Consider the following 24,204-nt stretch of genomic DNA (forward strand, 5'->3'; position numbering starts at 1 on the left):
GTGCGGTCGCCCGCGATGAGCACCGCGAGCGAACAGGACATCGACACCCCGACCGGCATCGGTGCCGCCGAGGAGGGGATCATCCGCACCTTTGCCCGGTTCATCGGCGCTGCGGCACTGCTTTTCGGCATCCTCCTCACGCCGAGCGCGATCGCCCTTTCCCGGATCGTCCCCGACTGGTGGACGCCCTTCGCCGCGGTGATCGTGTTACTGCCGATGCTGTCCCTGTGGCCGGCGAGCCATGCCGCCGACCCGCGCTGGATTCGCCGCTGCGGAACCGCGGCCGCCGGCGGATACCTCACGGCACTGGTGTCGTGGCTGCTCGTCGTGGACGGACACATCCCGGCGAATCGCGACGTCTGGCTGACCACCTTCCCGGGGCTGGTCACGATGGCCGCGGCCCTGACCTGGCGGCCTGCGACGAGCCTGGTCTACCTGGCCGTCGGCGCGGGCACCGCGGAAGTCGTCCGTTACGTCACCCGGGAGGGGCAGGAGAACGTCGTGCTCGCCGTGGAGATCGCCTCCGTGGTCGTGTTCTGCAGCCTGTTCGTCGTCGCCACCATCGCCGCGGTCCAGACCGGGCGAACCCTGGACCGGACCATCGCCGCCACCGTGAGTCACTCCGCGAGCGCCGCCGCGGGCGCCGCACGCGATGTCGAGCGAACCCGCTTCCACGCCCTCATCCACGACCGGGTGATGTCGACGCTGCTCGGGCTGTCCCGGCAGGGCAACATCCCCGAACTGCGCGAACAGGCCGCGGTCGCAATCGCCGAACTCGACGAGCTCAGGGACAGCACGGTGGCCGAGGAGGGCTTCGACCTGGACACCGCGATCGGCTTGATTCGGGCCGCACTCGTCGAGGTGGACGGTGACGTCCCGGTGGAGGTCGACGTGCGGCACTCCGCCCTCGTCGTGCCCCGCCCCGCCGCGCGGGCGATCGCGGCCGCCGCCGCCGAGGCACTGCGCAACAGTGTGCGGCACGCGGACACCGCCACGCGGATCGCCGACCGGCTCGTCGTGATCGACGCGGACTCCGCAGGCCTGCGCGTCGTGGTCGCCGACAACGGCTGCGGTTTCGACCCCGCCCGGGTGCCCGGGTTCCAGCTGGGGATCACGATGAGCATCCGCGAACGGATGTCGACCGCCGACGGCGCTGCCGTGGCAATCCGCTCGGCGCCCGAGCTCGGCACCCAGGTGACGCTGACGTGGACGGCGACGACGTGAGCACGAATCGGAGACACCCGGGCGGGAAGGATGTCAGCGGAAGAGACATCGCCGCGAGGGACATCCGCACCCTGCTGTGGATGGATCGGCCGATCGCGAAGGTGGTCGCCATCGTGTTCTGCCTGAGTTCTGCTCTCCGCGCCACCGCTTATCTCGCCGACGCCCACCACGTCTGGCCGATCCTGGCGGCACTGCTGCTGACGACCGCGGGCGCGCTGGCGATCGTCGGTGTCCCCGGCGACCCCCCGCCGTGGCCGGTCGCCACCGCGTTGGCTGCACTCGGCCCGGTCACCTGCCTGCTGGTGCTGCCGCAGATCCCCGCACAGGGCTGGATCATGAGCGACATCTGGCACATGCGGACGGTCACGGTCATCCTCTGCTTCCTCTCGATCCGCGGCCGCACAGCGCACGCCTGCATCGGGGCCGTACTGACCATGGCCGCCTTCACGCTGTGGAGCGAGCTGACCGGCCAGGGGTGGTCCCCCGCCGTGCCACTGTCCGCGGTCATCATGGCCCCGGTGCTGATCTCGGTACTGGTGGCCGTCACCGTCCGCCCGATGGCCTTCATGGTGTTCACCCTGCGCGAGCGGGAGACCGAGCGGGCAGCGGACGAGGCCATGACCGAGGCCGTCACCGCCGAACGGGACAGGCAGTTGGCCGCCCTCGACGTGTCGGCCCGTCCCCTGCTCGAGGCGGCCGCGGCCGGGGCCGCGTTCACCGAGCGGACCCGCTCCGAGTGCGCGGTACTCAAGGAACGCCTGCGCGACACGCTGCGCGCGCCGGTCTTCGCCGATGACGAGGCCCTGTGCCGAGCGACCTCGTCGGCCCGGCACCGAGGAACCCAGGTGCTCCTGCTCGACGACGGCGGGCTCACCGACGATGCGCTCGCCGCTCGCGTCCGGGCGGCGCTGATCGACGAACTCGACGCCACCGCGGGAGGCACCCTCACCGCCCGCGCGCTACCGGCCGGGCGGGCCACCGTGGCCACCATCCTCGTCGAGGAGGACACCCGGGTGCGGCGGATCGAATTCGACGCCGAGGGCCACACCCGGGTGGAGGTGCGCACCGGCGGCGAACCAGACCCCGACCACCAGGTCCTGCAGGCGATCGTCGACGGGTGAACGAGAGGGGTTCATGCCCCTGGAAATCGCGTCTCGGCAGACTCGCGGCAAACACTTAGGATCCTCACAGACAAGCGACTCCTCTCTTGGGGGGAGCCATCACGACGCACCCTCCGAGGACATCGATGACCGCGCTGCTCAACCACGACGCCGACCGGGCCCACCCGGCCCAGCGGCGCGCCGTGTCCCGACCGCTGCGCAAACCGGTGCTCTCACCGCGCGAGGTCGAGGTTCTGCTCACCTGGCTGCGCTGCGATTCGAAGAGCACCGTCGCCGCAGACCTGTTCCTGTCGCTCGGCACCGTCAACACACACCTGTCCCGGATCCGCGCCAAGTACGCCGAGGTGGATCGCCCCGCGCCCACCAAGGCATCCCTCGTCGCCCGCGCCATCCAGGACGGACTGATCTCCCTCGACGAACTCTGATCGCCCTACGGGAAGGGCCCGGCACGCGCCCGAATCGCCGTCGACCGATCTCGGCAACCCGCCGGCATCCAGCGGCCCCGGCCGGACGACCGGTCCGGGCTACGCGGCCTGATGGCAGGCGACGTACTGTCCCGGCTTCACCTCGCGAATCTCGGGTTCCTCCGTCGCACACCGTTCCACCGCCACCGGGCAGCGGGTCCGGAAGCGGCAGCCGGTGGGCGGTGCGAGCGGAGACGGCACGTCGCCTTCGAGTGCCGGGCCTGCGAACCCCTTCTCCGGGTCGGTCAGCGGAACCGAGTCGAGCAGGGCCCTCGTGTACGGGTGTGCCGGGTCGTCGTACACCGCGACCGAGTCGCCGAACTCGCAGACCTTGCCGAGGTACATCACCATCACGTTGTCGCTGACGGTGCGCACGACGCCGAGATCGTGTGCGATGAAGACCACGGTGAGGGAGAACTCCGCCTTCAGATCCTCGATCAGGTTGAGGATCTGGGCCTGAACGGACACATCCAGCGCCGAGACCGGTTCGTCGCAGATCAGGAGTCGTGGGCGTAGCGCGAGCGCACGCGCGATGGCGACGCGTTGAGCCTGGCCACCCGACAACTGCCTGGGCAACATGTCCGCGTACCGGTCGCCGCGCAGCCCGACCTGATCGAGCACGGAAATCGACGTCGCGGCCCTCTCCTCGGCCGGTGCACCGGCCACCGCGAGCCCCTCGACCACGATGTCCTTCACCGCCCGGCGGGGATTCAGTGACGCCACCGGGTCCTGGAAGATCATCTGCATGTCCCGGCGGAGCTCACGCATCCGCTTCTCGTCGGCACCGTCGATCCAGTCCTCCCCGAACCGGATCCGGCCTGCGGTCAGCCGGTCGAGCCGCAGTACCGCGCGACCGGTCGTCGACTTCCCGCAGCCGGACTCGCCAACGATTCCGAGGGTCTCGCCGGGGAGTACGTCGAAGCTGATCTTCGAGACCGCCTGCACGGTCCCCGCCGCCGTCGGGTACTCCACGACGAGGTCCTGGACACTCAACAGGGCCTGCTCACCGCGCAGGTGGGCGGTACCGATTCCGGCCATGAGGGCCTACCTTTCCGAATGGGCCGATGCAGCGACACACGAGCGCAGCGACAAGGGTTGTCAGAGGGGAACGGGGTGGGCACACGCCGCGTGATGGTCCGCTCCGACCGTCTGCAGGCGTAGTCCCCCGTCGTGACACTCGGCGTCGGCGTGCTCGCACCGGGGAGCGAATCGGCACCCCTCCGGCGGCCGCGTGGGATCCGGCAGGGAACCCTCGATCAACCGCAGCGGCGCGTGGCGCGGGTGATCGACGGTCGGCGGCGCGCCGAGCAGAGCATGGGTGTAGCGATGCCGTGGCGCATCGAACACTGCACGCGTCGACCCGGTTTCGGCGAGCCGGCCGGCATACATCACCGACACCCGATCGGTCCGCCCGGCGACCACCGCGAGGTCGTGACTGATGAGCATCAGGGACATCCCCCGATCGCGCTGGACACGACGCAACAGATCCAGGATCTGCCGTTGGATCGTCACGTCCAGCGCGGTCGTCGGTTCGTCGGCGATCAACAGGTCCGGCTCACACGCGAGCGCGATCGCGATCATCACGCGCTGACGCATTCCACCGGACATCTCGTGCGGATAGTTGCCGAGCCGCTTCTCCGGGTCGGGCACCCCGACCTCTTTCAGCAGGTTCAGTGCCCGATCACGCGCCTCCGAACGACTGACGCCGAGGTGACGGCGCATCCCCTCGGTGAGCTGCCGCTCCACCTTGACCACCGGGTTCAGGGAGCGCCCGGGATCCTGGAACACCATCGCGATCTGTTTTCCCCAGACCTCGAGAGTGTCCTTCTCACTCAACGCGAGCAGGTCTCGGCCCCGGAAGGTCACCTCGCCGGACCGCCCCGATCGAGCCGGCATCAGCCCCATGATCGCCCGGGCCATCACCGACTTGCCCGACCCGGACTCCCCCACGATGCCCAGCGCCTGTCCGGCACCCAGGTCGAAGGAGACATCGTCAACGGCGCGGACGATGCCGCGTGGCGTACCGATGTGCGCACGCAGGTTCCGCACTTGGAGGAGCGGCTGAGTCGTCATGTGGGCTGGCCCCTTTCGTCAGTCGTCGCGAACTACTTGCTCACCCAGATGTCTTCCGGAAGCGGTGACCCGAGGGTGTAGATCTGCACGCCGTGCACGTTCTTGCCGTACGCGACAGCCGGGACCGCCCGCGTGTACCAGATACCGGGGTTAAGTTCGACGAGTCGCTTCTGCACCGTCTCGTAGGCGGCCTTGCGCTCGCTGTCGGACTCGGCGAGCCGCCCGGCGTCGAGTGCCTTGCTGAGCTCTTCGTCCTTGACGCCCGCGAAGTTGCCGTTCGAGTCCTGATGGAACGCCGTCCACAGCCCGAAGTCGGGATCCTGAACGATCGCGGAGGACACGACCATGTCGAAGTCGCGGGCACCGTTGCGGGCGGTGATGGTGCCGAAGTCGGCGACCTCGACCTTCATCTCCACGTTGTCGAAGGCACTGAGCTGTGCCTGCAGCGCCTCTCCGAGGGTCTTGCTCTCGGTGGTGGGGTAGGAGAGGAACGTGAACTTGACCGGCTTGCCCGCGGCGGCCAGCTCGTCGAACAGCTTCTGTGCCTCTTCCTTGTTCGTGGTCGGGAGCGCGATGTCGCTGTAGTACGGCGACTGTTCCGGGAACAGGGTCCTGGGTACGTCGTTCTCGCCGTTGTAGACGACGGTGTTGAGCGCGTCCAGGTCAATGGCCTGTACCACCGCACGGCGAGCACGTTCGTCGTCGAAGGGGGCGCGGCGCAGGTTCATGGCGGCGAACAGGCCGCCGCCGGTCGGGGCCACCTCGTGGGAGTAGCCCGCGGCCTCCATCCGGTTCAGGCTCGACCAGTTGGTCTCCGACAGCAGGTCGACACTCGAGGTCGAGACGGCGTTGATTCGCTGGTTGGTGTCCGGGACCGTGCGGATGGTCAGGCGGTCCACATACGGCTTCGGCGCGTCCCAGTAGCCGGGGTTGCGGGCGAGCTCGATTGCATCCTGACGGGTCCACTTCACCAGCGTGAAGGGACCTGCGCCGACCGGGTTCTCGTCGAACGCGGGCTGTCCCTTCTGCAGGGCGGCCGGCGAGGCGATCCAGTTCAGGGCGCCTGCGATCAGCGACTGCGCGAAGTGCGGGCTGGCCGCGACCATGGTGACCTTGAGGGTGGTCGGATCCACGACGTCGGACGAGGTGATCTGCGATGCCTGCCGAACCGTGGTCGAACCGAGAGCGGGATCCCGCAGGCGGTCCCAGTTGAACTTGACCGCGGCGGCATCGAGTGGGGTGCCGTCGGTGAAGGTCAGGCCAGGCCGCAGGGTCAGGGTGAACGATCGCCCGCCGTCGGTGGTGGTGAACCCGGTGGCCATCTTGTACTCGATCTCCAACGTCTCCACGTTGTTGACCATCAGCGTTCCGTACAGGGCATTGCCGAGCGTCGGTTGGTGCGCCCAGGTGTTCGACAGGGAGGCCGGGTCCAGCGAGCGCGGCTCGCCGGTCTGCATCGCCCGAATCTCGCCTCCCGCAACGGGGTCTCCTGCGGGCGTTGCGGAATCGCCACCGCTCCCGGAGCCTCCGCACGCGCTCAGTACGAGCGCTGCCGAACAGGCCGCGGCGAGCGCTGCGAAGAGCCGTCTGTGTCTGATCATCATCGACCTCTCGTGGTGCATGGTGAAATACGAACGGATTTCAGTCGTGCAGGGTGCGATCGAACTTGGTGCGCAGGTGGTCGCCGACATGATTGAGGGCGAAAACGGTGAAGAAGATGACGAGCGCCGGGACGAACACCAGGTGCGGCGACGTCGCGATCGCGTCCTTGCCGTCGCTGATCATTCCGCCCCAACTCGGCTGCGGCGGTGGGATTCCCAGTCCAAGGAAGCTGAGGGATCCTTCGGCCACGATCAGCGCGGCCATGATGATCGGCAGGTACGCCGCCAGTGGTGCGATGACGTTCGGCAGGATCTCCCGGAACAGGATCCGGCCGTTGCCGGCACCCATGTTCCGTGCAGCCCTGACGAATTCCCGCGAACTCCAGGCCATCGTGTTGACCCTCGCCAGCCGGATGAACGACGGGATCACCAGGAGCGTGAGGCCGAGCAGCAGCGTCTGCACGCTGGGAGTGAGAATGGACGACAGGGCCAGCAGCAGGATCAGCGGGGGGAAGGCCAGCATGGCGTCCGCGATCAGCGTCACCACCCCGTCGAGGCGCCTGCCGAAATACCCTGCGAGCAAACCGAAGAGAGACCCGATCACGAAGCCGAGTAGCCCCGCCACCGTGCCGACCACCAGCGAGACCCGGGCACCGTAGATGATGCGGGAGAGCATCGATCGTCCGAGGGTGTCCGTGCCGAGAAGCAGGTCCAGCGAACCGAACTGCGGGCTCAGACGCGGCGCCCCGACGGGCGTCGCATAGGAGGCGAGCGGGAGCACGTCGGCGAACACGGCCGCCAGGATCAGGACCACCAGCCAGGTGACCGAGAGGTACACCAGGACCGGACGACGCTTGCGGACCGGTGGAACCAGCGGGGCCCGCTCCTGCTCGTGACCGTCGCCCTCGTTGAGGGCCGGGTTGTCCACCGCCACTTCACTCATGCTGCGGCCACCTTCCTGACTCGGGGGTCGATCAGTCCGTAGCTGAGGTCGACCACGGTGTTGACGACCACGTACACGACGGCGATGAAGACCACGACTCCCTGGACCATGATCACGTCCCGGGACGTGATCGAGGATGCAATGAGCTGACCCAAACCCGGTAGCCCGAAAAGCGTTTCGACGATCACAGTGCCGCCGATGAGGCGTCCGAGATTGATCCCGGCCACGGTGATCAGAGAGAACGACGACGGCCGCAGCGCATGCCGGAACATGACATACCAGGAGGGCATGCCCTTCGCACGGGCAGCGGCGATGTAGTCCTCGCGGAGAGTGCCGATGAGGTCGGTGCGAAGCAGCCTGTGGAACGCCGCGATCTCCGTCAGCGCGATCGCGACGGCCGGCAGCAGGGCGCTGCGCAGGTTCTCGCCCAAACCCTCACTGATCCGCGACCATCCCATCACCGGAAACAACTGGAGCTTGATCGCGAAGAAGTAGATCAGCACCGGACCTGCGATGAAGGCGGGCACCGACAGGAAGACCGCGGAGAGCGCGTTGATCCCGCGGTCGAGTCCACTGCCCGGACGGGACGCGGAGATCACCCCCATGACCAGCGCCGCCAACAGCGCTATCACCAACCCCATCACCGCCAATTGCATTGTCACAGGCAGACGTTCGGCAATGGCTTCGCTGACCGATTGCCCGGTCAGGGGCGAGGTACCCAGGTCTCCCTGCACGGCGTTGCCGAGCCAGTGGACGTACTGCATCCAGACCGGATCGTCGAAACCGAGCTTCGCGTCCATTGCGGCCACCGCGTCCGGTGTGGCGTTCTCGCCGAGGATCACCTGAGACACAGATCCCGGGGCCAGACTCAGCAACGCAACCACCGCTGCGGTCACCAGCAGTACCACGAGCAGGCTGCGGCCCATTCGTTTCGAAACAGTGAGAACCATTCAACGCCGCCTTGTCTTCAGAGCACGAAAGGACACCGGCACGGGCAGTCCCGGGAGATTCGGGCACGGTCGGTCGCCTCGACACCCGTCACGGCTGTCGGGGCGACCGGCCACAATGCCCTTGTTGCCGGAAACGAAGAAACGTCAGATGCAGTTCTGCCCAGAGAATTTGCCGTACCGGCGGATTCCCTAGCTGGTGGGCTGTGCGAGGGTGTCGGCGAGCGAGACGCCGGTGAGCCGCTCGAGGTGGAGCACCACCTCGGTCTGGTCGGCACCCGGGTCGAGGTCGTCGACCGCGTCGTTCCACACCCGCCCAAGGGTTTCGGCAAGCGCGGAGGAGACGGCCTCACCCCGGGCCAGATCGAGCGCGATCCCAATGTCCTTGCGCATCAGACTCGCAGCGAAGCCGGAGTCGAAAGACCTTGACAACACGAACTTCTCGTACTTCGTCTCGGTCGCCTGGTTTCGTCCGCTGCCGGCATTGAACACGGCCAGCAACGTGGCGGGGTCGATCCCGAACTTCTTTCCGACCAGCATCATCTCGGCCGCTGCGACGAATCCGTTTGCGGCAAGCAAGTTGTTCAGTGCCTTGGCGGCATGCCCTGCGCCGACCGAACCGATGTGCAGTATCTCACGACCGGCGGAACCGAGCAATGGGCGAACAGCGTCCAGGACATCCGTGTCTCCCCCGACCATGATCGCGAGATCTCCTGCCCGGGCCCGTGCCACACCACCGCTGACCGGCGCGTCCAGCACATCCACCCCGCGAGCCGCCGCGGCCTTCGCCAGGTCCCGGGTGCGTGCAGGCACGCTCGACCCCATGTCGACGATCACCGCGCCCGGCCTCAGGTGCGCGAGCAACCCGCCCTCTGCCAGCACCACGTCGTCGACGATGTCACTGTTGGGCAGCACCAGGACCACCACGTCACAGTCCGCGAACGACGCCAGGTCGGTGGCGCCGTCGGCATCCGGATGCTCAGAGATGAAGCGCCCCTGGCTCGCCGGATCGGCGTCGCGCACCAGCAGCGGCTGGCCTGCCGCGAGAAGGTTGGTGGCAATCGGAGTGCCCATGGCTCCGAGCCCGACGAACCCGACCCGCTTGCCGGGCAGCGGCGCCGTCGCCCGCGCCTCCTGCCCCGGCTCGGATCCCTCCCCCGAACCGGTGGGTTCCCGAGGTCCGAGTGCGGCAGTCAACGCCTCCTGCGCGACCCTCATCGCCGCAACCCCGGCCGGCACCCCCGCGTACGCGGTGGCGTGAACGATCACCTCCACTATCTCGTCGCGGGTCAGTCCGTTGCCGAGTGCAGCCCGCACGTGCGTGGCCAGTTCACGATGTTGGTTCAGCGCGACGAGCATTCCGAGAGTGGTCAGGCTGCGACTGCGCCGGTCGAGACCCGGCCGGGTCCACACCGACCCCCATGCGACCTCGCTGACGAACTGCTGGAGCGGCTCGCCGTCGGTCCCCGCATTCTGGGTCAGGGCAGCATCGACGTAGCTGTCACCGAGAACCTCGCGCCGGACGGCGAGGCCCGCGTCGAAGAGGGCGCGGTGGGCAGCGTCGATCGAAGTCGGTTCCGTCATGTTGTGTCCTTTGCTCATACACCCGGCCCCTCCAGAATTGTCACTCCGGCCACGGCGGTGGGACCGCCGAGGTTGTGTGCCAATCCGATTCGCGCCCCTTCGACCTGATTGACCGCACTGCCACGCAACTGCTCGAACAGTTCGACGCACTGCGCGACGCCCGTCGCCCCCGGCGGGTGCCCCTTGGAGATGAGTCCACCGCTCGGATTCACCGGCAGCGACCCCCCGGCATCGGTGGCGCCGGATTCGACGAGCTTGAACGCCTCGAAGCGTTCCGCAAATCCAAGATCCTCGTAGCTCATCAACTCGATGCCGGTGAAGAAGTCGTGCACCTCCGCCACCTGCACGTCGGACGGCGCCAGACCGGCCATTCCGAACGCCCGCTTCGCCGCGCGCACCGTCGCGGGGAACGTGGTCATGTCCCGCTTGTGCTGGTGCATCACGGAATCCATACCGAGCCCGACCCCGCGTACCCACACCGGGCGGTCGGTGTACCGGTCCACGACGTCCTCTGCGGCGAGGATCAGCGCCGCCGCCCCGTCACTCTGGGGTGCACAGTCGTAGACGCTGAACGGGGTGACCACGGTCGGCGCGTTCAGTGCCACGTCGAGAGTGAGGTCCAGACGCAGCCGTGCCTTCGGGTTGTTCATCCCGTTGCGATGGTTCTTCACCGCGACCATGGCCAGGTGTTCCCTCGTCGCCGGCGACTCGTGCAGGTAGCGGCGAACGTGGAGCGCGAACCCGGCGGGGGCGACGAGACCGAGGGGGTAGTCCCAGGCCATGTCCCGGGTCATCGCCTCCCACTCCCAGAGCATGTCCTTCGACGCCGTCTCCCGAACCTTGTCGGCCCCGATGACCAACGCGACGTCACAGGCCCCCGACGCGATACCGAACAGTGCGTTGCGGACCGCGTCATGACCAGTGGCACAGGAATTCTCGACGCGAGTGACGGGAATGTCCAGTAGCCCGAGCGTGTCGGCGAGAATGCCCGACGGGAATCCGTCCGGTGTCCCCATCGCGCCGAACCATGCCGCCTGCACATCCGACTTGGCCAGCCCCTTGTCGACAGTGGCGGCGCAGTCGGAGAACGCCATCGGCAGCAGGTCCTTGATGCCCAGGGCGAAGTGCTCGGCGAACGGGGTCATGCCCGCGCCGACGATCGCGACCTTCCTCATGCCACTTCCTCCTGGTCTGGATCGAACGTGCCGGGCTCGAACGAGTAGCCGTAGTCCGGAACCCCGGACCGCACCGCCACCCGTCGCAGCACCATCCGGCCGCGATCGCCGATGTCGACGCTGCCGGGATCCGCGCCGGTCACCTTCACCAGTGCGCGAACCCCGACCCCGTCCAGTTCGACGATCGCCAGGGAGTACGGCGTTTTCAGCCCCGGCACCGGGAAGTGCACCGTCACGCCGGTGTACACCGTCCCGGTGCGCGGCAGCGGAACCAACTCGTAGTCCGTGCCGAGCGTGCCGTCGTCTCCCACCCGGTACCGCGGTGGAAAGTCCAACGTCTCACTGTCCCGGTGTTTCCCGGCCTCCCACCGCACCTTCGCCTCGAATGCCCGCTCGTACGCCGCGAGCGAGATGGGGATGTCCGCACCGGGGACGTGGGTGCACTCGGTGTACTCGCGTACCTCCGGTTCGCAGCGGTGGATGTGCACGTCGCCCTCGGCGACCGTGATGCCCGACAGGCTGGCCTGCTCGACGCCCACCATCGGGCCGGTCGTCCGGGTCTCCGCCATCGCGGCGAGCGCGAAGAGTCCCGCGCTCGCGCCTGACGTCGGCAGCGGAGGGGGATTACCCGTACAGAGGGCTGCGGCCTGCTCGTGCCGGACGCCGGCCACCGCGACCGGGGTATCCATCCAGGATGCCTTGAGCGAGGCCAGGAATCCACGCTCCTGCAGCAGACGCGGGTCGCCGTAGTCGCGCACCACACCGGTCTCACCCCGCGTCCGGACCGGCAGACTGCGCGACACCCGCCCCGCGGTCCGCACCTGCATTCCGCGCTCCGCGGTCACGGCCGCGGCAGCACCGGCCGGGGCGGTGTCCACCCCGATGACCAGTGTCCGCGGTCGCGCCGAGCCGATCGCGTCGAGGGTCGCGGGCGCCCCGCCGAGCCGCTCGGTGACCTCGAGTTCGGGGTCGAGTCCGAGACCGGCCAGCAGCACTGCCGAGTTGCTGCTCTCGAGCAGCGGCAGGTCCCGGCTGACGAGGACCACGAACGAGACCGGGTCGCCGCCGCGCAGTGCGGCGCGGCCAGCCTCGACCGCCAGCGTGATCGCGTCCTCGTCGTCACCGGGTACCCGGCCTTCGGGCGTCCCCCAGCACGGCAGGTACGTGCCTATCGAGGCGATGTAGGGCATGTCTGCCTCCTGGTCGATCTAGGTGACCGCGCCCGCGGTCTTGAGTGCGATGATGCGGTCCCAGTCCAATCCGGCTTCCAAGAGGATTTCCTCTGTCTGCGCGGCGAATTCGGGCCCGGGACGAAGTTCGGGCGCGGTTTCGTCGAACTGGACCGGGCTGGTGACGAGCTCCATTTCCCCGGCCTTGACCAGGTACTCGTTCGCCCGGATCTGGGCGTCGTCGGCCACCTGCAGGGAATCCTGGATCGGTGCCCACGGCCCGGCGAGGGTCGCGAACCGCTCGGTCCACTCCGCGAGGGTGCGGGTGGCGAGGACCTCGCGCAGGATTGCCACCGCCTCGGCGGTGTTGGCTGCGATCGCTGCGGCGTCGGCGAAGCGCGGATCGTCGGCGAGTTCGGGCCGGTCGATGTGCCGGCACACGTCGGGCCAGAAGCGCGCCGCCTGCAGCATGACGAAGGAAAGGTACCGGCCGTCGCCGGTGGCGTACACCCCGGAGAGCGGGTTGGTGAGCGCACCGTGGGCGCCTGGCGCAGGGGCCACCATCGGCTCCTGCAGATGAACCGACAGCGCGACCCCGTGCCCCATGGCCCACAGTCCGCTCCCGAGCAGGGACACGTCCACGACGGACGGTTCACCGGTGCGCTCCCGCTTGAGCAGCGCGGCCGCGATGCCACCGGCGAGGTTCGTCCCGGAGATCGTGTCGCCGAACGCAGGCCCGGGCGGGCCGATCATCCCCTCGATCCCGGGTGGGGTGAGGGTGGCGGCGATTCCGGCGCGGGCCCAGAAGGCGGTCATGTCGTAGCCGCCGCGAGTCGCCTCGGCACCACGCGGCCCCAGAGCGCTGCCGCGCGCGTAGATGATCGACGGATTGACCGCGCGGATGTCCTCGACGTCGATGCCGAGCTTGGTCCGCACCTGCGGCAGGTAGCTGGTGAGGAAGACATCGGACTCGCGGGCAAGGTCGTTCAGGACCTCCTTGCCCTCCGGGGTCGAGATGTCCAGACCGATGCTGCGCTTGCCGCGGTTCGCGTGCTCGACGTTGGGGTTGGGATCACCCTCGACACGCAGCGGGCCCACCTGCCGGAGCCCGCGCTGCGGGTCACCGGTGACGGCGTGCTCGACCTTGATCACGTCCGCACCCCACTCGGCGAGAACCGCACCCGCCGACGGGACGAACCCGTACATCGCGACCTCGAGTACCCGGATGCCCTCGAGTGGCCTCGTGACGCCTTCGGCGTGTGGCGTCATTCCTGCACCGCCGCCGCGAACGTCTTCTGCTCGAGGAACTCCTCCAGTCCGGCGGTGCCCATCTCGCGGCCGATGCCCGACTCCTTGTAACCACCGAACGGGACGTCGGGGGTGAAGTAGTTGCCGCCGTTGATGCTGAACGTGCCGGTGCGGATCCGCCGGCCGACGGAGATCGCGCGCTCGTCGTCGTTGCTGATGACGCCGCCGGACAGGCCGAACGCCGAGTTGTTGGCGATCCGCACCGCATCGTCGTCGCCGTCGTGCGGGATCAACGCAAGGACGGGTCCGAACACCTCGTCCTGCGCGATCTCGCTGTCCGGGTCGACGCCGGCCAGCAGGGTGGGCGTGTAGAAGAACCCGGGGTTCACCCGTTCACCACCGGTGACGAGCTGCGCGCCGGCCGCAACGGCCCGCTGGACCATGCCGTCGACCTTGTCCCGCTGACGTTCGGTGATCAGTGGGCCCATGTACATCTTGGGGTCGCTCGGATCACCGAACGGAACCCGCTGAAGGAACGCGGCCACCATCTGGGCGATCTCGTCGTGCTTCTCGCGGGGCACCAGCATCCGGGTGGTGAGGGCGCAGCCCTGCCCGGCGTGGGAACAGATGCTGAACGCGGCGAACTGCGCGGCCATCTTGAGGTCGGCGTCGTCGAGGACGATGAGTGCGGACTTCCCGCCGAGCTCGAGGAACACGCGCTTGAGGGTGTCGGCCGCCGCCGCCATGATCTTCTTGCCGACAACGGTCGATCCGGTGAAGGTCACCACGTCCACATCCGGGTGCGTGGTCATGAGCTCCCCGACTGCGATCTCCGATGACGACAGCACATTCACCACACCGGCGGGAATGTCCGTGTGCTTTGCGATGATCTCGCCGAGGAGCTGAGTGATCAGCGGCGTGTCCGGAGATCCCTTGAGCACCACCGTGCAGCCTGCGGCGAGCGCAGGTGCGAGCTTCGCGAGCGCCAGCTGGTTCGGGTAGTTGTACGCGGTGATCGCGGCGACCACGCCGGCGGACTCCTTCTCGATCCACCGGCGGTGGCGCTGCCCGCGGACCTCGATCTCGCCCATGTCCTCGGTCAGCGGGTAGGTCTTCAGCAGATCCGCGTAGTAGCGGACGATCTCGATGGGCGCGGCGAGCTGGTTGCCGTAGGTGAGCTGCCGGGTGGCGCCGACCTCCGCGATCGTCAGCTCCCGCATCTCCTCGATGTTGTCGAGCAGCGCCTGGTGGAGCTGGTCGAGGCAGCGGGTGCGCAGCTCGACGTTCGTGGACCAGTCGGTGGTGTCGAAGGCGCGCCGCGCGGCAGCGATCGCGGCCTCGGCCTCGGCGACACCGGCGTCGGGCGCGTAGCCGACGACCTCGCCGGTCGCGGGGTTGATCGAGGTGATCGTCCGTTCCGTCTCGACGAGTTCGCCACCGATGAGCAGGGCCTTGCGGATTCCCTCACCCGCCTGCGTTCCGCCGGTCGCCGCCACTGTGTCCTGAGATGACATCCCGTCTCCTCAATGTCGTGAAAATCCCATTCTCCTGATGGAGAATTTGAAGTACGTTCTGCGAGAACACTAACAACCTATTCGACTTCTGCCTACCCCGAATCCGAAGGAGAACGGGCGCCACAACCGGCCATCCAGCGGGCATTCGGGTCTTGCGGGCGTAACAAAAGCGAGAGTATGGTTCTCGCAATTGGAAGGGAGATTCTTGTGATCGAGACGAAGGCGCTTCGCCCCTCGTTGGGTGTGGAAGTCACCGGTGTGGAAGACCTCGCAGGCGAAGGGGTCATTGCTCAGTGCATGGAGGCGCTGAAGTGGCGCGGAGTCCTGCTCATCCGCGGGCTGAATCTGGACGACGACGCCCAGCTGGCGTTCAGCCGCCGGCTCGGCGAGGTCCGCACGCCGGCGCCCGGCAAGGAGATCTTCGTCGTCTCCCTCGACCCGGCGAAGAGCCAATCCGCCGAGTACCTCAAGGGCACGTTCCACTGGCACATCGACGACACCACGCATGACATCCCCGCCAAGGCGACCATGCTGACCTGCCGGCACGCGGCGATGGTCGGCGGCGGCACCCAGTTCGCCAGCACCTACGCGGCCTACGACACGATGCCCGAGCAGGACCGCAAGCGGTACGAGGGTCTGCGGGTGCTGCACAGCTTCGAGGCCGCCCAGCGCCTGGTGCACCCCGATCCCACCGACGAGCAGCTCGCCGCGTACCGCCAGCTGCCCACCCACGAGTCGGACCTGGTGTGGACCCGCCGCGACGGCCGCAAGTCCTTCGTCATCGGCGCCACCGCCGATCACATCGTCGGGATGGATCCCGCGGAGAGCCGCGCGCTCCTGGACGAGCTGCAGGAGTGGTGCACCCAGGAGCAGTTCTCCTACACCCACGAGTGGCAGGAGGGCGACGTGGTGATCTGGGACAACACCGGAATGCTGCACCGGGCCCTGCCCTACGACCCGTCCTCGGAGCGGACCATGCACCGCACGACGATCGCGGGCGACGAGGCCTGGTCATGAAGACTGCAGTGGTGACCGGTGGCGCATCCGGCATCGGTCAGGCGATCGCCGATCGCCTGCGCGCGGACGGATGTCACGTCGCGGTACTCGATCTCAATCCCACCGACGACGACTTCTCGCACAAGGCCGATGTGACGGACCGCGACCAGGTCGAGGAGGCGCTGACCAAGGTCCGCGCGCAACTCGGTCCGGTGTCGATCCTCGTCAATGCGGCGGGCCTCGAGGGATACGGGCAATTCAAGAAGATCCCGTTCGAGGACTGGAACCGGGTGATCAACGTGAACCTCAACGGCGTCTTTCACTGCATCCAGGCCGCCATCCCGGACATGCTCGACGCCGGCTGGGGCCGGATCGTCAACATCTCCTCCTCCAGCGCCCACTCCGGTCAGCCGTTCATGTCGCACTACGTGGCGGCGAAATCCGCAGTCAACGGGCTGACCAAGTCGCTCGCGCTCGAGCTCGGCCCGAAAGGCATCACCGTCAACGCGGTTCCGCCCGGCTTCATCGACACCCCGATGCTGCGCAAGGCCGAGGCGGCGGGCCGCCTCGGCGGCACCGTCGACGAACACATCCAGCGGACGCCCGTGCGCCGCGTCGGCCGGCCCGAGGACATCGCCGCCGCCTGCGCCTTCCTCGTCTCCGAGGAGGCCGGCTACATCAACGGCCAGATCCTCGGCGTCAACGGCGGACGAAACACGTAGCCGCACCGGCGAATCCAATCATCGAAAGGAAACCACAGTGGGTCGTGTAGAAGGCAAGGTCGCATTCGTCACCGGTGCCGCGCGGGGCCAGGGCCGCAGCCACGCCGTCCGGCTGGCCGAGGAGGGCGCCGACATCATCGCGGTCGACCTCTGTGCCGACATCTCGACCATCGGGTACCCGATGGCGACTCCGGAGGATCTCGAGGAGACGACCCGGCTGATCGAGAAGCACGGGCGCCGAGTCGTCGCCGTGCAGGGCGACGTGCGCGAGGCCGAGCAGATGCGAGCGGCGGTCGAGCAGGGCGTCGCGGAGCTGGGCAAGCTCGACATCGTCGTCGCCCAGGCCGGAGTCGCGGGTATGAAGGGCGAGCCGCAGGTGCAGGCATGGTGCGACGTGGTGAACACCAACCTCGTCGGAACCATGAACGCCGTTCAGGCGGCCCTGCCCCATCTCGGCGAGGGCGCGTCCATCATCGCGACCGGCTCGATGGCCGCGATGATGGACGCCAGCAAGGTCGATGTCCCCGGCAAGGACCTCGGCGGCGTGGCATACATGTTCTCCAAGCGCGCACTGTCGCACTACATCCACGAGCTCGCGACACATCTCGCCCCCCGCCATATCCGAGCGAACGTCGTGCACCCGACCAACTGCAACACCGACATGCTGCAGAGCGAGCCCATGTACCGGTCCTTCCGTCCCGATCTCGAGCATCCGACGCGGGCGGACGCCGAGCCGGGCTTCGCCGTGATGCAGGCGATGCCGGTCCCCTATGTCGAGCCCGAGGACATCAGCAACACCGTGCTCTTCCTCGCGTCCGACGAGGCCCGATACGTGACCGGCATGCAGATGCGAGTCGACGCCGGCGGCTACCTCAAGTGGTACGACTACCACATCTGACCCGAATTCACCTGCAACAAGGAGGAAAACAGTGAAGGTGCAGGTCGATTCCCATCGCTGCCAGGGCCACACGTTGTGCGCGATGGCGGCTCCGGACTCGTTCGAACTGAGTGACATCGACGGCCACTCGACCCCCGTGGACGAGAACGTCCCGGCCGACCAGGAGGAGGCTGTCCGAGAGGCAGCCCGATCATGTCCGGAGCAGGCCATCACGCTCTCCTGACCGACGCCGATCCGAGATCGCCATCCACCTCGAATCCCCAGGGAGGACAACGCGCATGAGCGTTGACGACGTCGTAGCGCACGACAATCGCAAGACGAACAGATTCCAATTCGACCGGCACGCACCGGAGTACCGCGACCAGTTCCTCCCGATCACCGAGGAGATGCAGTCCAAGTGCCCGATGGCGTGGTCGGACACCCACGGCGGCCACTGGGTCGCGGCGGGCAGCAACGAGGTCTTCGCCCTATCTCGCTCGGCTGACGTCTCGAACGACCACGACATCCACGGAAAACGCCGCAACTACAAGGGAATCGCGATCCCCACCATGGAGCGCGCCTCGGGAGTGCGCGGCGGCATCCTGGAGATGGACGACCCCGAGCATCGCGAGTTCCGGGCGCTGCTCAACCCGTACCTGTCCCCGGCGGCCGTGCAGCGCTGGATTCCCTTCGTGGACGAAGTGGTGCGGGCATCCATCGACGAGAAGATCGAGAGCGGGAAGATCGACTTCGTCGACGATCTGGCGAACATCGTTCCCGCCGTTCTCACACTGGCGATGATGGGCATCCCGATCGAGAAGTGGACCATCTACAACGAGCCCGTCCACGCCGCGGTCTACACTCCGCCCGACTCACCGGACATTGCGCGCATCGGCGAACTGCACCGCACGATGGGCATCGATCTGCTGACCAATCTCTTCGAGATCCGGCAGAATCCGCGCCCCGGGCTGATCAACGCCGTCGCCGACGTCGAGGTTCTGGGCGAGAAGCCCGACGATATGGAGTTGCTCGGCATTCTGAGCCTGATCATCGGCGGCGGCTTCGACACGACCACTGCGCTGACCGCGCACTCGCTCGAGTGGCTGTCCCAGAATCCCGAGCAGCGCGAGATCCTCAGCCGGGAACGAGACACCCTGGTGGACTCCGCGACCGAAGAGTTCCTGCGCTACTTCACTCCCGCGCCTGGCGACGGGCGCACGTTCAGCGCCGACACCGAGTTCGAGGGCACGGAGTTCAAGGAAGGCGAGCGACTGTGGCTGTCCTGGGCGATGGCCAACCGGGATCCCTCGCTGTTCGCCGAACCGAACGACGTCGACCTGGAACGGCGGGGTAACCGGCACTTCAGCTTCGGGCTCGGCGTCCACCGTTGCATCGGGTCGAACATGGCCCGGATGGTGTTCAAGCGCATGCTGATCGCGGTGCTCGACCGGATGCCGGACTACAAGTGTGACCCCGAGGGCACCGTGCACTACGACACCATCGGCGTCATCCAGGGCATGCGGAAGCTGCCGGCCACCTTCACCCCCGGGCCGCGCCTGGGTGCAGGCCTCGACGAGACCCTCGCCGAGCTGCAGAAGATCTGCGACGAGCAGCGACTCGCGGAGCCGGTCACCATCCACAAGGAATCGGCGCGGATTCGTGACTGACTCGGTACTCACGGAGACCATGCGCGCAGAGGACGGTCGGGCCCCCGCGTCCGGCCGTCCCCTGCCGCTGGTCACCGAGGAGAGTCGGTTCTTCTGGACCTCCGGCGCCGACGGCAGGCTGCGGGTCCAGGAGTGCCGGTCCTGCGACGCCCTGATCCACCCCCCACAGCCGATCTGCCGGTACTGCCGGGGACACGAGATGGGTGTTCGCGTCACCTCCGGGTTCGCGACGCTCATCGGATTCACGGTCAACCACCGCTTCGCCCTCCCCGGCCTACCCGCGCCCTACGTGGTGGCGCAGGTCGCACTGGAGGACGATCCACGTGTTCGGTTGACCACCAACGCAATCGAGTGCGATCCGGCGCAGCTCACACTGGGCATGCGCATGGAGGTCGTGTTCCGCCACGACGACGACGTGTGGCTCCCCCTGTTCCGCCCGACAGCGGACCAGCCCACGCCTGCCCCGCTGCCCACTGACGAAATCGCCCCGGACCAGATCCGGCAACACATCCGGCCGATGGCCACCGGGACGAAGTTCGAGGACAAGGTCGCACTCACCGGGATCGGCATGTCGCAGATCGGCCGCCGCCTGATGCGAACACCGCTGGACCTCACGCTGGAGGCGTGCGAGCGGGCGGTCGCGGACGCCGGGCTGACGATGGACGACATCGACGGTCTGGCGAGCTATCCGGGCGGCGGTCAGGTCGGCGGCTTCGGCGAGGGCGGCGTCACCACGGTCGAGGCGGCCCTCGGACTGCGACCGACCTGGCACAACGGCGGGATCGAGACCTTCGGGCCGAGCGGCTCGGTGATCGCGGCGATGATGGCCGTCGCCAGCGGGCTGGCCCGCCACGTGCTGTGCTACCGGACCCTGTGGGAATCGACCCACAGCGAGCTGACGAAGCTCGGCCGGATCCCGGCTCCGTCGGGTGCGGGCCGCACTCCGAGCTGGCTGATGCCCTTCGGCGCCACCTCCGCCGCGCACACCCTCGCACAGAACGCCCAGCGGCACTTCCACCGATACGGCACCACCCGTGAAACCCTCGGCTGGATCGCGTTGAACCAGCGGGCCAACGCCCAGCTGAACCCGACCGCGATCTACCGCGATCCGATGACGATGGACGACTACCTGGGCGCCCGGGCGATCACCACCCCGTTCGGGCTCTACGACTGCGACGTCCCGTGTGACGCCTCGATCGCGGTGATCGTCTCCGCCGTGGACGTCGCGCGTGACCTCGCCAAGCCGCCGGTGCTCGTGGAGGCGGTCGGCACCCAGATCGTCGAACGCATCGAGTGGGACCAGAGCACGCTCACCCACGAACCGCAGGTGCTCGGGCCGTCCGCGCACCTGTGGTCGCGGACATCGCTGCGTCCCGACGACGTCGATGTCGCCGAGCTCTACGACGGGTTCAGCTTCAACTGCCTGTCCTGGATCGAGGCGCTCGGTTTCTGCGGCATCGGCGAAGCGAAGGACTTCCTCGACGGCGGTCACAACATCGCCCGCGACGGTGTGCTCCCCCTCAACACCCACGGCGGTCAACTCTCCCACGGCCGCACCCACGGCATGGGTCTGATCCACGAGGCGATCACCCAGCTGCGCGGCGAGGCGGGTGCCCGTCAGATCCCCGACGCCCGGGTCGCAGTCGCAAGCAGTGGCGGTCTCACCCCGGGCGGCGTCCTTCTCCTCCGGAGTGACACTTGACCACAACCGATTCCGATCTGAACATGCCGACACAACGGCTCGAGGCCACACCCGTGTACCGGGTCGTCGACGTCGACGGCATACCCATGTCCGCCCTCGTCGCCGAGGCGGCGAATCCGCGGGCGGTCATCCTCGCCCTCCACGGCGGCGCCACCGACTCCGGGTACTTCGACTGCCCTGGCCACCCGCGGTACTCGCTCCTGCGTACCGGTGCGGCGCTCGGCTACACCGTCGTCGCGCTCGACCGGCCGGGTTACGGCGCCTCCGCGCCACACGCCGACGAGGTCGCGCCCCCGCAGCGGCGGGTCGACCTCGCCTACGGCGCGGTGGACCGGATTCTCGGCGGGAGCGATCGGGGGGCGGGGATGTTCGTGTGGGCGCACTCCGTCGGCTGCGAGCTGGGCACCCGGATCGCAGCCGATGACCGCGGACGCAATCTGGTCGGTCTCGAACTCTCCGGTACCGGCCGGGAGCACCAGCCACGGGCGCACAGCATCTTCCGCTCCAGCGAGCGCAACGCGGCCCCGAGCGGCGTGCGGGAGTTGCTGTGGAAGCCCGAGCACCTGTATCCGCGCGAACTCCTCGGTGGGGGACCCATCGGATCGGCCACCCCGTCGTACGAGACCGAGGTCGTCGGGCAGTGGCCGCGCACGAACTTCCCCGAACTCGCGGCGCAGGTCCGCGTACCGGTGCACTTCACCGCCGGCGAGCACGAGCGGGTGTGGCGCAACGACCCGGAAGCCCTGCGCGCCATCGCAACACAGTTCGTCACCGCACCGCGCGTCGAGACCCGTACCCAGCTCGACGGTGGCCACAATCTCAGCCTCGGGCACACCGCCCCGGCCTACCACCTGAACGTTCTGTCCTTCGTGGAGGAATGCGTGGCCGGCCTACGTCACGGCACCTCGGGCGCACCCGCGTCCGGGGGCACGACACGACCACGAGAAGGGAAGTGAACCAGTGGAAGCCGCCGACACCGCCGTACTCCTCATCCGATTGGTCCTGGGTGCGACCATGGTCGCCCACGGGATCAACCATTGGCTCGGCGGAGGCCGCATCGAAGGAACTGCCCGCTGGTTCAGCGGGCTCGGCCTCCGCAACGGAACGCTGCAGGCATGGGCGAGTGTGGTCACCGAGATCGCAGCGGGCGTGCTGCTGATCCTCGGCCTGCTCACCCCCTTCGCCTGCGCGGCCACCATTTCGGTGATGGTGGTGGCCGGCTTCCTCGCGCACCGGCCGAACGGATTCTTCGTCTTCCGTGAGGGATACGAATACGTCCTGGTGCTCGCGGTGGTGGCGCTCGCGCTCGCAATGCTCGGGCCGGGCGAAGCCTCGGTGGACGTCGTCGCCGGGATCGACCTCGCCGGCTGGACGGGCGGCGCCATCGCGCTCGGTGTCGGAGTGGGCGCGGCGGCGGGCCTGCTCGCCACGTTCTGGCGTCCGGAACCGACGGACAGCGTGTGCTCGAAGACGGAGACGGAATCGACAGCAGCCGGAGAAGCGGAAGTGGAGGCGCAGTGATACGAGTTGGATTCATCGGTCTGGGACTGCAGGGCGCACCCATCGCGCGACGCATCGTCGACGCAGGTCACCCCACGACGCTGTGGGCCCGCCGTCCGCAGAGCCTCGCACCGTTCGCCGGCACCGCGGCGGCGACGGCCGAGTCGCCCGCGGTCCTCGGTGCCGCCAGCGACGTCGTGTGCCTCTGTGTGGTCGGCGACGATGACGTGCGCCAGGTGGTCACCGGAGAGACGGGCGTCCTCGCCGGGCTGGCGCCCGGCGGAATCATCGTGGTGCACAGCACCATCCATCCCGACACCTGCCGCGAACTGACCGAGATCGCCGCCGAGCGCGGGGTCACCGTGGTGGACGCCCCGGTCAGCGGCGGGCCCGCCGCCGCCGAGGCGGGGCAGCTGCTGGTCATGGTCGGCGGCGACAACGAGTCGGTGGCACGGTGCCGACCCGTTCTGGAGACCTTCGGCGACCCGGTGGTCCACCTCGGCGGGGTCGGCTCGGGACAGGTCACCAAGCTCCTGAACAACCTGCTCTTCACCGCGAACCTCTCCACCGCCCACAGCACCCTCACGCTGGGGAAGTCCCTCGGCATCAACGCCGATCGACTCGGCGAGGTGATCGCGCACGGAACCGCCAACAGTTTCGCGCTCGGGCGCGTGGTGTCCGCGGGCGGGACCCTCGACCGGATCGCCCAGCATGCCGGGGACCTGCTGCGAAAGGACGTCGGCCTGGTCGCCGATCTCGCCGATGCCGCAGCGGCGCAGCCCGGGATCGTCCTCACCGCCGCGGACGCGACCCTCGATCTGATGGATCACCGCCGATGAGGATCGGGTTCATCGGGACGGGCCGGATGGGCGGGCCGATGGTCCGCCGCCTGCTCGACTCCGGGCACGACGTGCGCGCACTCGCACGGTCCGACGAACGGCGTTCCACTGTCGCGGAATTGGGTGCGCGTCCGGTCGCCGATGTCACCGCGGTGTCCGAAGACGCCGACATCGTCATCGTGTGCGTGTTCACCGATGATCAGGTCCGGGAGATCTGCCTGGACGGGCCGTTGCTCCCCGAGATGACTCCGGGGGCCGCGCTGGTGCTGCACACCACCGGCAGCCCGCGCACGGCCGAGGCCGTCGCGACCCGGGCCCGCCTGCACGGCATCTGTGTCGTCGACGCCCCGGTCAGCGGCGGGCCGCACGACATCGCCGCGGGGACGCTGACCGTGTTCGCCGGCGGCGAGGCCTCCGTTGTCGACCGGGTGCGGCCGGCGTTGTCGTCCTATGCGGACCCGGTGATCCATGTCGGAGGCACCGGGTCGGGGCAGCGGGTGAAGCTGGTCAACAACGCGCTGTTCGCGGCCAACATCGGTCTGCTGGCCGAAGCGGTCCGCCTCGCGGAACAGCTCGGCGTCGACGAATCCGCTCTCCTTGCCGCCCTCCCCCACGGCAGTGCCGCCAGCCGCGCGCTCAGCGGGGTTTCCAGTCGTGGCTCGGTCGCGGTGTTCACCAAGTCGGTCGAGGACTTTCTGCGAAAGGACGTCGACGTGGTGCGCAAGACCGTTGCCGATCTCGGCGGCTCCCTGGGCCTGCTGGACGACGCGATCGACGCCCAGTCCACTCGCTGAATCTTCCGCTCCTCGGGAGTGGGTGAACCCGACGGCTCGACCGA

At 68.3% G+C, this 24,204-nt stretch carries 22 protein-coding genes and 2 pseudogenes; 13 read left to right on the forward strand and 11 right to left on the reverse strand.

What is annotated here, in order from left to right; all coding sequences use genetic code 11:
* The first annotated feature begins 15 nt into the window (after positions 1–15).
* The 3 genes and pseudogenes from ACWDUM_RS07140 to ACWDUM_RS07150 all read left to right on the forward strand — a co-directional run.
* Positions 16–1,224 (forward strand): sensor histidine kinase, encoded by a 1,209-nt coding sequence (locus tag ACWDUM_RS07140; protein ID WP_450133430.1) that lies wholly within the window; start codon positions 16–18, stop codon positions 1,222–1,224.
* An 80-nt stretch (positions 1,225–1,304) separates the two neighbouring features.
* The gene (locus ACWDUM_RS07145) at positions 1,305–2,345 is read left to right on the forward strand and encodes a hypothetical protein (RefSeq protein ID WP_450133431.1); all 1,041 of its coding nucleotides are present in this window, start codon (positions 1,305–1,307) and stop codon (positions 2,343–2,345) included.
* 65 nt (positions 2,346–2,410) lie between these two features.
* Positions 2,411–2,770, forward strand: a pseudogene (locus tag ACWDUM_RS07150) (response regulator transcription factor); the annotation flags it as partial.
* Positions 2,771–2,869: 99 nt separating this feature from the next.
* Here ACWDUM_RS07150 and ACWDUM_RS07155 read toward each other — a convergent pair.
* The 11 genes and pseudogenes from ACWDUM_RS07155 to ACWDUM_RS07205 all read right to left on the reverse strand — a co-directional run bounded on the left by ACWDUM_RS07155 (position 2,870) and on the right by ACWDUM_RS07205 (position 15,063).
* Positions 2,870–3,847, reverse strand: a complete 978-nt coding sequence (locus ACWDUM_RS07155; protein ID WP_450133432.1) for an ABC transporter ATP-binding protein — start codon at positions 3,845–3,847, stop codon at positions 2,870–2,872.
* A gap of 60 nt (positions 3,848–3,907) precedes the next feature.
* Complete coding sequence (locus tag ACWDUM_RS07160; protein WP_450133433.1) at positions 3,908–4,882, reverse strand: ABC transporter ATP-binding protein; 975 nt, start codon at positions 4,880–4,882, stop codon at positions 3,908–3,910.
* Positions 4,883–4,914: 32 nt separating this feature from the next.
* A complete protein-coding gene (locus ACWDUM_RS07165; RefSeq protein ID WP_450134170.1) occupies positions 4,915–6,483 on the reverse strand; it encodes an ABC transporter substrate-binding protein in 1,569 nt (522 codons plus the stop codon).
* A gap of 40 nt (positions 6,484–6,523) precedes the next feature.
* Positions 6,524–7,426 (reverse strand): ABC transporter permease, encoded by a 903-nt coding sequence (locus ACWDUM_RS07170; RefSeq protein WP_450133434.1) that lies wholly within the window; start codon positions 7,424–7,426, stop codon positions 6,524–6,526.
* Positions 7,423–8,376 carry an ABC transporter permease gene (locus tag ACWDUM_RS07175; protein WP_450133435.1) on the reverse strand — a complete coding sequence of 318 codons (954 nt, stop codon included), beginning with the start codon at positions 8,374–8,376 and terminating at the stop codon, positions 7,423–7,425. Before ACWDUM_RS07175 ends, ACWDUM_RS07170 begins: the two co-directional genes overlap by 4 nt.
* Before the next feature lie 189 nt (positions 8,377–8,565).
* Positions 8,566–9,570, reverse strand: coding sequence for an NAD(P)-dependent oxidoreductase (locus ACWDUM_RS07180; RefSeq protein WP_450134171.1), 1,005 nt, complete (start codon positions 9,568–9,570; stop codon positions 8,566–8,568).
* Positions 9,544–9,957, reverse strand: a pseudogene (locus ACWDUM_RS07185) (carboxymuconolactone decarboxylase family protein); the annotation flags it as partial. The gene ACWDUM_RS07180 and the pseudogene ACWDUM_RS07185, both read right to left, overlap by 27 nt.
* A 14-nt stretch (positions 9,958–9,971) precedes the next feature.
* The gene (locus tag ACWDUM_RS07190; protein ID WP_450133436.1) at positions 9,972–11,132 is read right to left on the reverse strand and encodes a thiolase C-terminal domain-containing protein; all 1,161 of its coding nucleotides are present in this window, start codon (positions 11,130–11,132) and stop codon (positions 9,972–9,974) included.
* On the reverse strand, positions 11,129–12,322 hold the full coding sequence (locus ACWDUM_RS07195; RefSeq protein WP_450133437.1) for an OB-fold domain-containing protein: 1,194 nt from the start codon (positions 12,320–12,322) through the stop codon (positions 11,129–11,131). Before ACWDUM_RS07195 ends, ACWDUM_RS07190 begins: the two co-directional genes overlap by 4 nt.
* A gap of 18 nt (positions 12,323–12,340) precedes the next feature.
* Complete coding sequence (locus ACWDUM_RS07200) at positions 12,341–13,570, reverse strand: CaiB/BaiF CoA transferase family protein (protein ID WP_450111906.1); 1,230 nt, start codon at positions 13,568–13,570, stop codon at positions 12,341–12,343.
* Positions 13,567–15,063: an aldehyde dehydrogenase family protein gene (locus ACWDUM_RS07205; RefSeq protein ID WP_450111905.1), complete on the reverse strand. Its 1,497-nt coding sequence runs from the start codon at positions 15,061–15,063 to the stop codon at positions 13,567–13,569. The genes ACWDUM_RS07200 and ACWDUM_RS07205 overlap by 4 nt, the downstream gene beginning before the upstream one ends.
* Positions 15,064–15,270: 207 nt before the next feature.
* Here ACWDUM_RS07205 and ACWDUM_RS07210 point away from each other — a divergent pair, with 207 nt between their 5' ends.
* The 10 genes from ACWDUM_RS07210 to ACWDUM_RS07255 are packed head-to-tail and all read left to right on the forward strand — an operon-like array spanning position 15,271 to position 24,160.
* Positions 15,271–16,080 (forward strand): TauD/TfdA dioxygenase family protein, encoded by an 810-nt coding sequence (locus ACWDUM_RS07210; RefSeq protein ID WP_450133438.1) that lies wholly within the window; start codon positions 15,271–15,273, stop codon positions 16,078–16,080.
* Complete coding sequence (locus ACWDUM_RS07215; protein ID WP_450133439.1) at positions 16,077–16,781, forward strand: SDR family NAD(P)-dependent oxidoreductase; 705 nt, start codon at positions 16,077–16,079, stop codon at positions 16,779–16,781. Before ACWDUM_RS07210 ends, ACWDUM_RS07215 begins: the two co-directional genes overlap by 4 nt.
* Positions 16,782–16,818: 37 nt before the next feature.
* Positions 16,819–17,679, forward strand: coding sequence for a mycofactocin-coupled SDR family oxidoreductase (locus ACWDUM_RS07220; protein WP_450133440.1), 861 nt, complete (start codon positions 16,819–16,821; stop codon positions 17,677–17,679).
* Between the two features lie 31 nt (positions 17,680–17,710).
* Positions 17,711–17,902 (forward strand): ferredoxin, encoded by a 192-nt coding sequence (locus ACWDUM_RS07225; protein ID WP_450111901.1) that lies wholly within the window; start codon positions 17,711–17,713, stop codon positions 17,900–17,902.
* Positions 17,903–17,957: 55 nt separating this feature from the next.
* On the forward strand, positions 17,958–19,325 hold the full coding sequence (locus tag ACWDUM_RS07230) for a cytochrome P450 (protein WP_450111900.1): 1,368 nt from the start codon (positions 17,958–17,960) through the stop codon (positions 19,323–19,325).
* A gap of 19 nt (positions 19,326–19,344) precedes the next feature.
* Entirely contained in the window at positions 19,345–21,027 is a 1,683-nt protein-coding gene (locus tag ACWDUM_RS07235; protein ID WP_450134172.1) for a thiolase C-terminal domain-containing protein, read from the forward strand.
* Entirely contained in the window at positions 21,024–21,983 is a 960-nt protein-coding gene (locus ACWDUM_RS07240) for an alpha/beta hydrolase (RefSeq protein ID WP_450133441.1), read from the forward strand. The genes ACWDUM_RS07235 and ACWDUM_RS07240 overlap by 4 nt, the downstream gene beginning before the upstream one ends.
* A 4-nt stretch (positions 21,984–21,987) precedes the next feature.
* Entirely contained in the window at positions 21,988–22,548 is a 561-nt protein-coding gene (locus tag ACWDUM_RS07245; protein ID WP_450133442.1) for a DoxX family protein, read from the forward strand.
* Positions 22,548–23,366 carry an NAD(P)-dependent oxidoreductase gene (locus ACWDUM_RS07250; protein WP_450134173.1) on the forward strand — a complete coding sequence of 273 codons (819 nt, stop codon included), beginning with the start codon at positions 22,548–22,550 and terminating at the stop codon, positions 23,364–23,366. Before ACWDUM_RS07245 ends, ACWDUM_RS07250 begins: the two co-directional genes overlap by 1 nt.
* Entirely contained in the window at positions 23,363–24,160 is a 798-nt protein-coding gene (locus ACWDUM_RS07255) for an NAD(P)-dependent oxidoreductase (RefSeq protein WP_450133443.1), read from the forward strand. Before ACWDUM_RS07250 ends, ACWDUM_RS07255 begins: the two co-directional genes overlap by 4 nt.
* The last annotated feature ends 44 nt before the right edge of the window (positions 24,161–24,204 follow it).

This window comes from Rhodococcus sp. NPDC003322, from assembly GCF_053589555.1.

Excerpts from the sequence above, each read along its gene's own strand:
- ACWDUM_RS07140 (WP_450133430.1), top strand. The coding sequence starts at position 16 with ATGAGCACCGCGAGCGAACAGGACATCGACACCCCGACCGGCATCGGT.
- ACWDUM_RS07145 (WP_450133431.1), top strand. The coding sequence starts at position 1,305 with ATGGATCGGCCGATCGCGAAGGTGGTCGCCATCGTGTTCTGCCTGAGT.
- ACWDUM_RS07155 (WP_450133432.1), bottom strand. The coding sequence starts at position 3,847 with ATGGCCGGAATCGGTACCGCCCACCTGCGCGGTGAGCAGGCCCTGTTG.
- ACWDUM_RS07160 (WP_450133433.1), bottom strand. The coding sequence starts at position 4,882 with ATGACGACTCAGCCGCTCCTCCAAGTGCGGAACCTGCGTGCGCACATC.
- ACWDUM_RS07165 (WP_450134170.1), bottom strand. The coding sequence starts at position 6,483 with ATGATCAGACACAGACGGCTCTTCGCAGCGCTCGCCGCGGCCTGTTCG.
- ACWDUM_RS07170 (WP_450133434.1), bottom strand. The coding sequence starts at position 7,426 with ATGAGTGAAGTGGCGGTGGACAACCCGGCCCTCAACGAGGGCGACGGT.
- ACWDUM_RS07175 (WP_450133435.1), bottom strand. The coding sequence starts at position 8,376 with ATGGTTCTCACTGTTTCGAAACGAATGGGCCGCAGCCTGCTCGTGGTA.
- ACWDUM_RS07190 (WP_450133436.1), bottom strand. The coding sequence starts at position 11,132 with ATGAGGAAGGTCGCGATCGTCGGCGCGGGCATGACCCCGTTCGCCGAG.
- ACWDUM_RS07195 (WP_450133437.1), bottom strand. The coding sequence starts at position 12,322 with ATGCCCTACATCGCCTCGATAGGCACGTACCTGCCGTGCTGGGGGACG.
- ACWDUM_RS07200 (WP_450111906.1), bottom strand. The coding sequence starts at position 13,570 with ATGACGCCACACGCCGAAGGCGTCACGAGGCCACTCGAGGGCATCCGG.
- ACWDUM_RS07205 (WP_450111905.1), bottom strand. The coding sequence starts at position 15,063 with ATGTCATCTCAGGACACAGTGGCGGCGACCGGCGGAACGCAGGCGGGT.
- ACWDUM_RS07215 (WP_450133439.1), top strand. The coding sequence starts at position 16,077 with ATGAAGACTGCAGTGGTGACCGGTGGCGCATCCGGCATCGGTCAGGCG.
- ACWDUM_RS07230 (WP_450111900.1), top strand. The coding sequence starts at position 17,958 with ATGAGCGTTGACGACGTCGTAGCGCACGACAATCGCAAGACGAACAGA.
- ACWDUM_RS07235 (WP_450134172.1), top strand. The coding sequence starts at position 19,345 with ATGCGCGCAGAGGACGGTCGGGCCCCCGCGTCCGGCCGTCCCCTGCCG.
- ACWDUM_RS07255 (WP_450133443.1), top strand. The coding sequence starts at position 23,363 with ATGAGGATCGGGTTCATCGGGACGGGCCGGATGGGCGGGCCGATGGTC.